We start from the raw sequence: 13,755 nt of genomic DNA, 5'->3' as shown, positions 1-13,755 counted from the left end.
ACCCGCTCTAAAGTCAGGCGGCGCCCTCGCCGTACAACTGGCGGGCCCGATGCTCGAAGATGGCGATCAGCCGATTGACTGCGATGTTGAAATTGGCCTTGAACAGCGCGTTAAGAACCGGGTTCTTAAACGCCATGTCCATGTCAAAATCGATCCTGGTGCCGCCTTCTGCCGCTGTGAACGTCCAACGACCGTCCATTTCCTTGAAGGGACCGCGGATAAGATTCATGTCGACCGTCAGCCCCGGTGCGGCGCGCGTGACACGCGTGGAGAACTTTTCCTGCAACATCTTGAAGCCGACACTAATATCAGCATCGAAACGCGTCTCGCCTTCTCCAGCGACCTGATGATTATAGGCATGCAGCCTGGTGATCCAGGGAATGAAGTCCGGATAGCGCTCAACATCGCCGACCATCTCCCACAGTTTGACAGCGTCGTAAGGCAAGACTCGTTCGATGTGAAATTTGGGCATATCGGTTCTTTGGGCAGTTCTTTGGGCGGGGTTGCGTCACAACGGCGTCGGCCGAAAGTTCGCATCTGCAGCGTGTTTGTCAAGGCCACGAAACGTCGAACTCACAGGAAACGAACCAGATCAATGCCTTGGCGACGTTTTCTGATCTACTTCTTTGCGGCGCGCGCGGCGCGCAGCTTTTCGAAATCCTCGCCGGCATGGTGCGATGACCGGGTCAGGGGGGACGACGACACCATCAGAAAGCCCTTGGCGCGGGCGATCGATTCGTAGGCCTTGAACTCTTCCGGCGTGACAAAACGGTCGATGGCAGCGTGCTTGCGCGTCGGCTGCAAGTACTGGCCAATGGTGATAAAATCGATGCCGGCTGACCGCATGTCGTCCATAACCTGCATGACCTCCTCTTTGGCTTCACCCAGGCCGACCATGATGCCGGACTTGGTAAACTGCTGGGGATCGCGCTCCTTAACCTTTTCCAGCAGGCGCAGCGAATGGAAGTAGCGCGCGCCGGGCCGGATCTTGAGGTAGTTGCGCGGCACAGTCTCGAGATTATGGTTGAAAACGTCGGGCTTGGAATCGATGACGATCTCGGCCGCGCCATCCTTGCGCAGAAAATCCGGTGTCAAGATCTCGATCGTCGTCGCCGGCGATTGCGCCCGGATCTGACGCACGACCTCGGCAAAGTGCTCGGCGCCGCCGTCTTTCAGGTCGTCGCGGTCGACGCTGGTGATCACCACGTGGGCCAGCTTCATCAGGGCAACGGTTTCGCCAACCCGTCGCGGTTCATCGGCATCCAGGGGCGCCGGCAGGCCGGTCTTTACGTTGCAGAAGGCGCAGGCCCGCGTACAGGTGTCGCCCATGATCATGATGGTGGCGTGGTTCTTGGACCAGCACTCGCCAATATTGGGGCACGCCGCCTCTTCGCACACGGTGTGCAGCTTGGCTTCGCGTACAATCTTCTGGGTGTCCATGTAGCCCGAAGATCCGGGCGCCTTGACCCGCAGCCAATCCGGCTTTTTCAGAATCGAAGAATCCGGGCGGTTCTGCTTTTCGGGGTGGCGCAGCTCGCGGTCTGTGGCGTCGACACGGTTGATCAGGGTGACCATGGGGCTCACTTACAAGGGTATATTCGTTCATTGGCGCTTCAGGCCGGCAAGATCAAGTCAATTCCCGTCGCGCAAAGCATCACGATTGTTGCAAAGCGTGATCGGCCGCGGTAGCGCCTCCGGAAAATCTCGCCTATAGTCTGGGCTTATGTCACCGTTTGTCTTGTCCAGAACTCTGCGCTTTACCGTGGTTGCCGTCTGTGCGGCCGCCAGCCTTGCTGGCTGCGACAAGATCAAGAGCGCGACCAGGGATATGCAGCCGGGTCAGGCTTTTCTGGACAGCCAGATTCCACCAGGGTTATCGCCGCAGTATTTCCCGCCGCAAGGTTTTGTGTGGGGCGCCTATCGCGCCAAAAACCTTCCGGAAGCCCGCTACGGCGTAGCCTCGCCACCCGTCAACCCGAAGGCCCAGGTGCTCATCCTCGCCGATCCCGATTACCCCGCCGAAAGCTATTTCGAAGTCATGCGCCAGTTGCTGGACGCGGGCTACGGGGTGTGGCTGTTCGAAGCGCCAGGCCAGGGTGGTGCCGGCCGCTACCTGCTGCAAAATGATGCTGTCTTTGCCGCCGGGGCCAAGGATTCTCAGGTCGCGGCGACCGGCTTCATCAATGACATCGTCAAGCCGACGGCAGACAAGCCTTTGTTTGTCGTCGGCACAGGGTACAGCGCCATCAATTCACTGGCCCTGTCGACCGTATTGAAATCCGATTCTGTCGGCGGTTTTGTCGGCTACGACCCCTATGTCGGCGGCGATATTTCCAAGGGCAATATTTGGCATCGCGAGGACGTGCCCAAGAGTTATTGGGGACAAATCGGCCAGAACTGGCAGATGTCCAATCCCGACCTGCGCCTGAAGGTGAAGAGTGACAACTGGCAAAAGCAGGTCAAAAAGGCATATGCCGACCTGAACGGTTTGCATCTGCCGGTGGTCGCCCTGAAGCGCCGGCCGGCCGCGGTGCGGGTTATCGCGCCGAAATCCGATTCGACCGGCGAGGCCAATGCTGCCAGCAATCTATGCGCCCGCCTGCCCCGATGCGAAGTGATGCCGAATGAAGGCCCGCAGGCTCTGGGCAGAGATGTTGCCGCCTTTATCCAAACCGAACTGACCAAGATTTAGCGACCTACGAAAAACTTCGTTGACACATTACGAAGCGTTTCGTATATAACGTCCATGACCTATTCTGACACTCTGCCTCCCAAGAAACCCACCGAAGCCGAGCTGGAAATTCTCCGTGTCCTCTGGGCGAAGGGCGAAGCGACCGTGCGTGATGTGCACGAAGTCCTCAACGCCGAGCGCCCCATGGGCTACACCACGGCGCTCAAGACCATGCAGATCATGACCGAAAAGGGTCTGGTGACCCGCACCGAAGCCGGCAAGGCGCATATCTACCACGCCGCCATGGCCGAAGCCGACATGCAGGGGCAATTGCTGCGCGACCTGAGTGAAAAACTGTTTTCGGGCTCAACCGCCCTTCTGGCCATGCACGCCCTGTCGATGCAGCCGACCAGCGATGAAGAACTGCAACTTATCAAGGCGCTAATCGAGCGCAAGCGAGGCCAATCATGATGTCGCCGGTTGTCTTCTTTGAAGCCTGGGGCTTCACCCTCCTGCATTTCTGCTGGCAGGCCGCCGCCCTCGCCGCCCTGTACAAGGCCGCTGATCTTTTGCGACCGCGTATGCGCAGCCAGACGCGCTACGTCCTGGCGCTTGGCACCTTGCTGGCCACGGCCGCAGCGGCGGTTGCCACCTTCATCTACGAGGTCGTCCGCCTGACACCGGACGCCGGCGTCGCCGTCGCCAACCCGGTACTGCTGCCGGCGCTGGGCGGAGATCAGGCAATTAGCCTGCAAACCGTCCTCCCCTGGGTTGAAGCCGCCTGGCTGCTGGGCGTGGTCGCCCTGTCATGCCGGACCCTGGCGGGCCTCTACATGATCCATCGCTTAAAGAAACATGCGCAACCTGTTCCGGAATCACTCGCAAATCGCTTTGCCTGGGCCGTTCGTCGCCTCGGACTGACCGGTAAGGTCCGCCTGCGCCTGCATCCCCATATTTCCGGTCCCTTCGTCATCGGCGCCTTCCGATCGATCGTCTATCTTCCGGCTTCGGCCCTGATGGCTCTGACACCGGACCAGTTGGACGCGGTGCTGGCGCACGAACTGGAACATATCCGCCGCGCCGACTACGCCTGGAATCTGGTCCAAAACGTCATCGAAACCGTCTTCTTTTTCCATCCGGCCGTCTGGTGGCTGGGCGGGGTTCTGCGGGAACAGCGCGAACTGTGCTGTGATGACGCCGCGCTGAAGGCGTGCGACGACCCATTGACCTATGCCACGGCCCTGCTCAGCCTCGAAGAACAACGCCGCGGCGCCCCCCGCCTGGCCATGGCGCTGAACGGCCAGGGCGAAGGCAAGAGCCTGATGGGCCGTATTGCCCGTATGCTGGGCGAAAAGGCCCCCATGGCTCGCGGCAAGACACGGCCTCATGCTGCCCTGGCCCTGCCTGTCATTCTCCTGGTGTTGGCCGCCTTTATCACCCCGGTGGCCCAGGTGGCGGCCAGTTCCAAGACCCCGGAGCCGCTGGCTGTTGAGGACGAAACCTGCGACGCCAAGGATCACGACCATGCTGAAGGCGACGCTACGCATGTCGTGGCCGCTCTGGACGCTGCGTACGGTGAGCATCCTTGGGCCATCAATGAGGACGGCGAATGGCTTGAAGGTAATCTCGAGGATATCGATCCCGACGCCATAGCCGCCGAGGTCCGTGCCGATCTCCTGGCCGCCAAGGCCGACATCGAGTCTGCTCGCCACATCGATGCAGAGGCCATTGCCGAAGAGGTCCGCGCCGATATGGAACGCGCCAAGGCCGATATGGAGCGCCAGGGCATCCACAATCACGGCATCGATCCCGATGCGATCGCAGCCCAGGTTCGGGCGGATCTGGCCAATCACAAAGCCGATATTGCCGTCGCTGAGGCGATCGATGTCGAGGCCATCGCCGAGCAGGCGCGCGCCGACGCCCAGCGCGCCAAGGATGACATGCGCCGCCATCGCCGCATGACGCCGCCTCCTGCGCCGGAAGCCTTCCATGAAGTGCCGGCCCCTCTGGCCAGCTCCGACGACATGGTACCCCCGCCCCCCGCTGCCCCGGTTGCCATGCCGTCGGTTCCAGCCCCGCCCGCGCCGCCGGTCAAACTCAAGACCGTCAAGGTGGCCATGGCGGAGACGCCGGTCAAGGCAAAGGCTGTCAGCCGCGTGGTCGTGGTCGCCGACGTCGCCACCGCCTCTGCGCCGGTCATCCTGCTGAAAGGAGTGCCTGCGCCGGCACCCTCCGTCCGAACGGCAGTCACCGTCCGCGTCGCTCCGACGGTAGGCGTGAAAGTCGGCAGCTAAGTCGCATTGTTCTGTAAAGCGTACCGCCGGCCGTCCCCCAACCGGCCAGCGGTTCCCCCCGCCCGCATCCCCGTATGTAAGATGGATGATGAAGATGGACGCCGATCTGTTTGACTTTTTGATGAAGTTGGCGATTACCGCCGTCACTACGGCCCTTGACCTGTTGTTCAATGGCGCCGCTACGTAAATCAGACTTTACCGCCTCCGCGGATCGTCTATGATGCACTCCAATTGCTGCTTCGGATCAGGGGCTTGATCGAAGCGGTGTCAACCAGGGCACGGGAAGGATCGCGGGCGGTGGCCCCCGGCGACCGTTACCCGAGGGGAGTTCAGAGCGCATGAAGCGCCCACTTAATGCCGATGAGTGTAACTCGTCGCTGTTCGATGCCTTTCTCAAGGCACAAGCCAAATACGGTTCCAGCAAGGTGATCATCGAAGACCAGGAGCGCAAGCCCCTGAGCTATACGATGTTTCTCGCCGGCATCTTCGCCCTGGCCGGACTGTTGAAACGCCATATCCCGGAGCAGCGTGTCGGCCTGATGCTGCCGACATCGGTCGGCGGTGCCATGTCCTTCTGGTCGCTACACGCCCTGGGTCGGGTGCCGGTGATGATCAACTTCACCGCGGGTCAGGCCAATGTCCGCGCAGCCGCGCAGGTTGCCCAGATCAAGACCGTGGTCACCTCCCGTCGCTTCGTCCTGCAGGCCAAGCTGGAAGACCTCGTCGAATCGATGAGCCAGTATGTCCGTATCCTGTACCTGGACGACATTCGCGGCGAGATCGGCCCGCTGGACAAGGCCAAGGCCTTCCTCGCGGCCAAAATGCCGCATCTCTTTATTAAGAAGACGCGGCCGGAAGATCCCGGCGTCATCCTGTTCACCTCAGGCAGCTTCGGGACACCGCGGGGTGTCGTGCTCACCCAAGCGAACCTGGTCTCCAATACGCGTCAGATCGAGGCGCACATCACGCTCAGCCCCGACTGGGTGGCCTTCAACCCGATGCCGATCTTCCATTCGCTGGGCCTGACCGGCGGAGTCGTCTTGCCGCTTTTGACCGGCATGCGCAGCTTCCAGTACCCGTCGCCGCTGCACGTCAAACAGATTCCCGGACTGCTGAAGTCGACCCATGCGTCGCTGCTCTTCTCGACCGACACCTTCGTCAACCAGTACGCCCGCAATGGCGACAAGGAAGACTTCGCGACCCTGAAGTTCGTGGTCTGCGGCGCCGAAAAGGTGCGCCAAGAAACCCACGCTCTGTTCGACATGCCAATCGTCGAAGGTTACGGCGTGACGGAATGCTCACCTGTGGTGGCGGTCAACGACCCCGAGGACAACCGGTTCGGCACAGTCGGCCAACTCTTGCCCGGTATGGAATACCGCCTCGATCCGGTCGAAGGAATCAAAGAGGGCGGCCGGCTTTTTGTCAAAGGCCCCAACGTCATGGCCGGATATCTTAATCTGGAATCTCCGGATTTGGTAGAGGCGCCCATTGATGGCTGGCACGACACGGGCGACATCGTGAACATCGACGAGGACGGTTTTGTCCGCATCGTTGGCCGCGCCAAGCGCTTCGCCAAAATCGGAGGCGAGATGATCTCTCTGACGGCCGTCGAACGCCTGGCCGAAGCCGTGTGGCCGGATAGCCGCCACGCCGTCGTTGCGATTGCCGACGACAGGAAGGGCGAGCGCCTTATCCTGATCACCGATCGTCCCGACGCTGACGTCGCCAGCATGACGGATCACGCCAAGAAGAACGGCACCCCGGCCCTGGCTGTTCCGAAGAAGATCGTCAAGGTCCATGCCGTACCGGTTTTGGGGTCCGGCAAGACGGACTATGTGACTCTGCAGAAACTGGCCGAGGTCGAAGCTCGCGCCGCTTGAGTGCGACATTGAGACCCTTGACACTTGCCGTGACGTCGTCCAAAGCGGCGCGATGACCACGGCATCTCCCTTGATCCGCAAACTGGTCCCGGAAGTGCGCTTCTGGGCCTGTTTTGCCGTGATCTTCGCCCTGGTTTCGCAAGCGCTCTTCCCGGTTCAGGCGCTCGCCCTGTCCATGGGCCACAGCACGCCCGTCATGTGTAACGACGACACGCTGGAATCGGCCACCGCCAGGACCGACAAATCGGACGTCATGGGGCTGAAGTGCGCCGATTGCGTCCTGGCTTCAATTACGGGCATCCAAACCCCGCCGATTGCCTCCGAACCTGCCATCTACACCGTTACCTACGCGGACCTGGAACCCGATATCGGCCGCTCGCCTGTCAAGGCCCGTGCGCCACCGCGCCCGCATTCCTGCGGCCCTCCGTGTCAAAATCAAGCCTGATCTCGTAGCGTGCCGAACGGCGCGCCCCTGCTTGCTTTTTGAAACGGATACATACTGTGAAAACCCTGAAAACGAAGGCGCTCGTCGCCATACTCCTTGCGACGGCGTCGGTCCTGCCGCTGATCCCGTTTGTGGCGCATGCCGAAGAGACCGCAACCGAATCCGACACGGTCATCGTCACCGGCCGCATCAACCCCGATGATCCCGCGCCGGTCCGGCAAACGCGCGCCAGGCTGTCGCGGACGCCCGGCTCCGTCGCCGTGGTCGCCCGCGAATCCTATGACAACAGCTATGCCCTGGGGCTTTTCGATACGCTGAAAAGCGTCTCCGGTGTCTTCGCCCAGAAGAAGTTTGGCGAGGATGGCCGCTTTTCGATCCGCGGCTCCGGCATTGGCAATTCGGCGCACAATCGCGGTTCCTGGCTGGCCATCGATGGTGTGCCGGTGAACCAGGCCGACGGCTCGGGCGACTTCCAGGAGATGGATCCGCTCAGCGTCCGCTATGTCGAGGTCTATAAGGGCGCCAATGCGCTGCGGTTCGGCGGGGCGCAACTGGGTGGTGCCGTCAACTACGTCACTCCGACGGGCCTGAATGCCGGCTATCGCAGTCTGGTGCGGGTTGAGGGAGGATCTTTCGGTACGTTGCGTGGCCATGTGGCCTATGCCGATGTGTTGGGCGATTACGACCTGTACGTCGCCGCGACCGCAACCAAGGCCGATGGCTGGCGTGACAACTCGCAGCAGGAAGCCAAGCGGTTGACGGTCAATGCCGGCAGGACTTTTGGCGAGGACCGGTCCATACGTTTGATCCTACAGGCCAATGACCTGGATCAGCGCATCGCCGGCGGTCTGACTTTGGATCAGGCGCTGAACTCGCCGACGGCGACGACGGCCGCCAACTATCCTGATCTGAAATACGGCCGCAATGTCGTGTCGATCAGGTCGACGGTCCAGACCGACTGGAAACTCAATGATAACTGGCGCTTAAATGCCGGTGTTTACGCGGCGTGGAAGAACTTGATCCACCCGATTTCCGTCTATATCGACTACAATTACCAGAATTACGGTGCCTTTGCCCGCTTCGACGGTCAGGGGTCTCTGTTCAGCCGCCGCGCTGATGTCTTTGCTGGCGTCAATTATCGCGCTGGTCTGACCGACGTCCAAAACTACGTCAACGCCAATGGTTCGCCGGGTGCGCAGACCGGGCTGGCAGCGCAGAATGCTTCCAGTTGGGATGTGTTCGGTGAAGGCCGGCTGTTTGTCAGTGACGAACTGGCACTGATTGCCGGGGGATCCTATGGCTGGACCGAGCGGAATTACACCAACCGGCTGAACGCGGCGAACAATGCCGACAAGAGTTTCGACTGGTTCGCACCACGCTTTGGCGTGTTGTGGCAAAACGAACAGGGTTATCAGGTGTTCGCCAACCTGACGCGGTCTGTCGAGGCGCCGACTTATGGCGCTCTGGTGCAGTCCCCCCTGCCCCAGTTTACGCCGGTAGACTTCCAGGACGCCACAACGTTCGAGGTCGGCACACGTGGCCGCAGCGCGCATCTGATCTGGGACCTGGCCGTCTATCGCGCGCAGATCGATGGCGAGATGCTGAACTTCATCGTGTCGCCCGATATTCCGGCGGCGAGCTTCAATGCTGAGCACACCGTCCACCAAGGATTGGAAGCGGCTCTGGACTGGAAGATGGGGGCCGTGAGCGGATGGGAAACCACCTTGCGCCAGACCTACACCTGGTCGGATTTCCATTTCGACGGCGATAAGACCTACGGTGACGCCACCCTGCCCGTCATACCGGAACACTATTATCGCGCCGAACTGGCCTTCAACCGCGACGGCTGGAAGGTCGCGCCATCGGTGGAATGGGTGCCGTCGGAGGTTTGGGTCGATTACGCCAACACCAAGCAAGCCCCGGGCTATACGGTTTGGAACCTGAGCCTGTCTAAGAAGGTGAGCAAGTCTGTCGATGTCTTTATCGATGCTCGCAATCTCGCTGACACGCGTTATGTTTCCAGCGTCAATGCGGTCACCGATTTCACCAAGGTCGCCGCGTCGTCGCAAAGGGTCTTCTGGCCCGGCGAAGGCCCCGCGGTCTTTGTCGGTATCCGGCTGACGGGAGGCTGACATGCAACAGGCCGCAGACCAGGCCCGAAAGGCCATTATCGACTATCGCATGATCTGGCGCTGGCACTTCTATGCCGGCCTGGTCTGCTTGCCGTTCATCATCATTCTTTCGATCACCGGTCCCATCTATCTGTTCAAACCGCAGATAGAGGCTGCCTTCGACGCGCCGTTTGATAACCTTGTGTTCGCCGGCACGGCGCAACCGCTGTCGGCACAGGTGCGTGCGGCCCAAGCCGCCGTGCCAGGCGCGGTGTTCAAGGCTGTGGAAATACGGGCCAACGACCATGATGCTGCGCGGGTCACCCTGCAAAAAGGCGGTGAGAAACTGAGGGTTTACGTCCATCCGCAAAGTTTAAGCATCCTGAAACAAGTCGCTGAAAACGATCGCTTTATGGCGGTGGTTAAGACCATCCATGGCGAACTAGTCAGCGGCCGTTTCGGTGAGGTCATTGTCGAGCTCGCTGCGTGCTGGGCGATTGTCATGATCCTGACTGGCCTGTATCTGTGGTGGCCACGTCAGGCCAGGGGGCTGGCCGGTGTTCTGCGGCCCCGGTTCGGCCTGGGCAAGCGCATCTTCTGGCGCGATATCCATGCGGTGACAGGCATCTGGGTGTCGGGTTTCGCATTGGCGCTGTTGATCAGCGGACTGCCGTGGACCTTTGTCTGGGGCAGCGCCTTCAAAGAAATCCGTAAGCTTGGGCAACCGGCTGTCACCCAGTCGTGGACACAGGGCCGCGCCAGCGAACGAGCTGCCGCGAAGGCCGAAAACCAGGCCCCCGTCAATCTGAGCCCACTCGATGGCATGGCGGATATGGCCCGCGGGATGGAGCTGCCGCCGCCGCTCATCCTGTCGGCGCCCGCCAAAGGCAGTCTGTGGAAGTTGTCGGCCGAACCCGGCTCACCGTTGGAACGCGTCAGCCTGATGATTGAGCCGCAAATGCTGGAGGTCATCAGTCGCGAAGGTTTCGAAGACAAGAAGGTCGTGGATCAGGTTGTCGGCGTCGGCATCGCCGCCCACGAAGGCCGCCTGTTCGGCTGGGTCAATCAGTTGTTGGGATTGCTCACGGCCACCGGCCTGCTCACCCTTTGCGCCAGCGCGGTGGTCATGTGGTGGCAAAGGCGTCCAAAAAATAGCCTGGGCGCGCCTGCGCTCTTGCCGGATGAGCGTCTGGGGCCGGGTCTGGCCGTGCTCATCCTGGTCCTGGCGGTGTGCCTGCCGGTTTTGGGGATCAGCCTCGTGGCAATCGCGCTAATCGAGCGACTGATCCTGCGTCGGATCAGTGCCGCAAGGGCGTGGCTGGGGTTAACAACATAATCAGGTAACGCAACAACTGCACGGTACAAACTCCTGCACAAACAACCCGATAAGCATGCCACCGGCAAGATAAACAAACGATGAATTTAACCTTTAGGTTTCAATAAGGTAGTGCCCTGATGGCCAAAGGCTTTGTTCGGTTCACTGACGATATATAGGGATAGGTCGCCGAAAGAAAAGGCGACCGTTGCATATAAGGCGATTGATGCGGCTTTTATGTCACGACCGCGTAAGGGGGGATTGCACCAATTGGCTGGGAGTATGTCTTACACGAGGACGCGAAGGACGCGACGCTTCGACGTCCTGTCCGGCCCAGCCGACGACATTCCATTGGTGTCCGCTTTCGGCGCTGGGCGTGTCGATGTCTATTCGCGTACTTCGCGCCTTCGCGTGAGACATAATACGAACGGCAGGATCACATCCCGGGACGTGGTGGGCAGAGATAGGAAGATGTCATATCAGCGGGAAGCGAAGGGTAGAAAAGCTTTTGGAATAAAAGTGACTTAGCTTTTAAACCGCAAGTGGATGACGGTAACTTGCAATACGCATGAGGCTGTGGCCACGTCCTCCCAAACCAAAAGAAAAGCCCGGCCAAAAAGGGGGCCGAGCTTTTCTTTTGGTAAAGGAAAGACTTGGGGCCGCAGGCCCCAAACCCCATTACAGGTTGATCATTCTGCCGTCAGCGTCCAGCGACGCTTCCAAAATTGCTTCCGACATGGTCGGGTGCGGGAACACCGTCCCCTGCAGATCTTCCTCAGTCGCTTCCATGGTAATCGCCAGGCAAAAGCCCTGAACCATCTCGGTGACGTTCGCGCCGATCAGGTGGGCGCCCAAAAGAGCGCCGGTCTTCTTGTCGAAGATCACCTTGACGAAACCGCCAGACTCGCCGGCCGCGATCGCCTTACCATTGGCCTTGAATGGGAAGCGGCCGATCTTCACGTCCAGCCCCTTCTCTTTCGCACCCTGCTCGGTGATACCGACGGAGGCCACTTCCGGCGTTGCATAGGTACAGCCCGGGATCGGTGGGTTCAGGTTCGACAGCTTACGCCCGGCCATATAGTCTGCCGCATGCACCGCTTCGTGCGATGCCTTGTGCGCCAGCCAAGGTGGTCCGGCGCAGTCGCCAATAGCGAACAGGCCCTTCACGTTGGTCTTGCCATGACTGTCGTTCTTGACGTGGCCGCGGTCCATCTCGACGCCCAGCTTTTCCAAGCCGATGCCGTCCGTATTCGCAACGATCCCGACCGCGACGATACAGCCTTCTGCCGCCAGGGTTTCCGTCTTGCCGGCAATCTCAACCGCGACAGCCACGCCGTCCTTGGTCGTTTCGACCTTGATCACCTTGGCGCCGACACGGAACTTGATGCCGCGCTTTTCGAAGGCCTTGAGCGCTTCGGCCGAAACTTCGACATCCTCAACCGGCAAAATCCGATCCAGGGCTTCGATCACGGTCACGTCAGCGCCGAGCGAGCGATAGAAACTCGCGAACTCGATGCCGATGGCGCCAGAGCCAATGACTACCAGGGACTTCGGCATCTTCTTGGGCGTCAACGCATTGCGATAGGTCCAGATGCGATCGCCATCCGATACGGCGCCGATGGCCGGGATTTCCCGGGCCCGAGCGCCAACCGCCAGCATGACGTTTTTCCCTTCGACGTCCTTGGTGCCGCCGGCCGTGAGCTTGACCACCACCTTGGGGGCGTCCTTGCCGGGTTCCAGCGTCGCGAAGCCCTCGATCACATCGATCTTGTTCTTCTTCATCAGGTAGCCGACGCCGCCATTGAGTTGCTTGGCCACCGCGCGCGAACGGCCGATCACCTTCTCAAAGTCAAAGCCAGGCTTTTCGCCGGTGAGGCCATAGTCGGACAGGTGGTTGATTTTATCGAACACCTCGGCCGACTTGAGCAGAGCCTTGGTCGGGATACAGCCCCAGTTGAGGCAGATACCGCCCAGCAGTTCACGCTCGACGATGGCGACCTTCAGTCCGTTTTGGCTGGCGCGGATGGCGCCTTCGTAACCACCAGGACCAGAACCGATAACAACGAGATCATAAGCCATGTTATATCAGTCCCTTACGCCAGCATCTTGATGGGATCTTCGATCAGCGGCTTGAAGGCGCTGATGAACTTGGCTCCGATCGAGCCATCGACCACTCGGTGATCGCAAGTCAGGGTCACCGACATCACGGTGGCCACAGCCAATTGACCATTGCGAACAACCGCTCGCTGCTCTCCGGCGCCGACCGACATGATACAGCCCTGCGGCTCGTTCAGAATCGAGGTGAAGGTCTTGATACCGAACATGCCAAGGTTGGACACTGAGAAGGTGCCACCCTGGAACTCTTCCGGCTTCAGCTTGCGGTCACGCGCCCGTTGCGCCAGGTCCTTCATCTCCTTCGAGATTTCGGCCAGCGACTTGGTTTCCGCCTTGCGCACGATCGGGGTGATCAGGCCGCCATCGATGGCCACGGCCACCGCAATATCGGCATTGTGGTGCATCGCGATGCCTTCGGGCGTGTAGGAGGCATTGGCTTCAGGTACTTGTTTAAGTGCCAGGGCTACGGCTTTGATAATCATATCATTGACCGAAACCTTGATGCCGCGCGATTCCAGTGCCGTATTGATCTTGCCACGCGCTGCCAGCAAGGCGTCGAGTTCGATGTCGACGGTCAACGGGAAGTGCGGGATGTCGCGGAAGGACTCGGTCATCCGGCGGGCGATGACCTTGCGCATGCCGTCCAGCGGAACCAGGTCGTAGGAACCGGCTGGGATACCCATCTGTTCCAGGCTCTGGACCTTACGCGGTTCGGCGGTCGACGCAGCGGCCGCGACAGGCGCCTTAGCGCCGCCCTTCTGGGCCTCTTCGATATCGCGCTTGATGATCCGGCCATGCGGGCCGGAGCCCGTGATGCCCTTCAGATCCAGTCCGGCCATGGTTGCCAGACGACGCGCCAGCGGCGAAGCGGCGATACGCGAACCGGATACGGCCGGTGCCGGAGCAGACGCGGGAGCAGCGGCG

The 13,755-nt window shown here is 60.6% G+C and carries 11 protein-coding genes; 7 read left to right on the top strand and 4 right to left on the bottom strand.

Going from position 1 to position 13,755, the window contains the following annotated elements:
* Positions 1–13: 13 nt before the first annotated feature.
* A complete protein-coding gene (locus ABI_RS17375; RefSeq protein WP_040309565.1) occupies positions 14–472 on the bottom strand; it encodes a type II toxin-antitoxin system RatA family toxin in 459 nt (152 codons plus the stop codon).
* A 146-nt stretch (positions 473–618) separates the two neighbouring features.
* On the bottom strand, positions 619–1,575 hold the full coding sequence (gene lipA, locus ABI_RS17370; RefSeq protein ID WP_006274358.1) for a lipoyl synthase: 957 nt from the start codon (positions 1,573–1,575) through the stop codon (positions 619–621).
* Between the two features lie 163 nt (positions 1,576–1,738).
* Here lipA and ABI_RS17365 point away from each other — a divergent pair, with 163 nt between their 5' ends.
* From ABI_RS17365 to ABI_RS17335, 7 genes are all read left to right on the top strand, one after another.
* Complete coding sequence (locus tag ABI_RS17365) at positions 1,739–2,692, top strand: alpha/beta fold hydrolase (protein ID WP_157138979.1); 954 nt, start codon at positions 1,739–1,741, stop codon at positions 2,690–2,692.
* A 54-nt stretch (positions 2,693–2,746) separates the two neighbouring features.
* Positions 2,747–3,142, top strand: coding sequence for a BlaI/MecI/CopY family transcriptional regulator (locus ABI_RS17360; protein ID WP_050808343.1), 396 nt, complete (start codon positions 2,747–2,749; stop codon positions 3,140–3,142).
* Positions 3,139–4,965, top strand: a complete 1,827-nt coding sequence (locus ABI_RS23875; protein ID WP_006274355.1) for a M56 family metallopeptidase — start codon at positions 3,139–3,141, stop codon at positions 4,963–4,965. The genes ABI_RS17360 and ABI_RS23875 overlap by 4 nt, the downstream gene beginning before the upstream one ends.
* Before the next feature lie 338 nt (positions 4,966–5,303).
* Positions 5,304–6,845 (top strand): AMP-binding protein, encoded by a 1,542-nt coding sequence (locus ABI_RS17350; RefSeq protein ID WP_006274354.1) that lies wholly within the window; start codon positions 5,304–5,306, stop codon positions 6,843–6,845.
* A 52-nt stretch (positions 6,846–6,897) separates the two neighbouring features.
* Positions 6,898–7,290: a hypothetical protein gene (locus tag ABI_RS17345; RefSeq protein ID WP_050808342.1), complete on the top strand. Its 393-nt coding sequence runs from the start codon at positions 6,898–6,900 to the stop codon at positions 7,288–7,290.
* Positions 7,291–7,346: 56 nt separating this feature from the next.
* The gene (locus ABI_RS17340; RefSeq protein WP_006274352.1) at positions 7,347–9,422 is read left to right on the top strand and encodes a TonB-dependent receptor family protein; all 2,076 of its coding nucleotides are present in this window, start codon (positions 7,347–7,349) and stop codon (positions 9,420–9,422) included.
* A 1-nt stretch (position 9,423) separates the two neighbouring features.
* Entirely contained in the window at positions 9,424–10,737 is a 1,314-nt protein-coding gene (locus ABI_RS17335; protein WP_006274351.1) for a PepSY-associated TM helix domain-containing protein, read from the top strand.
* A 657-nt stretch (positions 10,738–11,394) separates the two neighbouring features.
* Here ABI_RS17335 and lpdA read toward each other — a convergent pair.
* Complete coding sequence (gene lpdA, locus ABI_RS17330) at positions 11,395–12,795, bottom strand: dihydrolipoyl dehydrogenase (protein ID WP_006274350.1); 1,401 nt, start codon at positions 12,793–12,795, stop codon at positions 11,395–11,397.
* A 14-nt stretch (positions 12,796–12,809) separates the two neighbouring features.
* Positions 12,810–13,755: 2-oxo acid dehydrogenase subunit E2 (locus ABI_RS17325; RefSeq protein WP_083811549.1), on the bottom strand; the 946-nt coding region annotated here is incomplete at its 5' end.

The sequence above is a fragment of the Asticcacaulis biprosthecium C19 genome (assembly GCF_000204015.1).
In the GTDB taxonomy this organism is placed as follows: Bacteria; Pseudomonadota; Alphaproteobacteria; order Caulobacterales; family Caulobacteraceae; genus Asticcacaulis; species Asticcacaulis biprosthecius.
The sequence above is the reverse complement of the archived record's forward strand: the minus strand, read 5'-3'. Positions and strand labels throughout refer to the sequence as shown.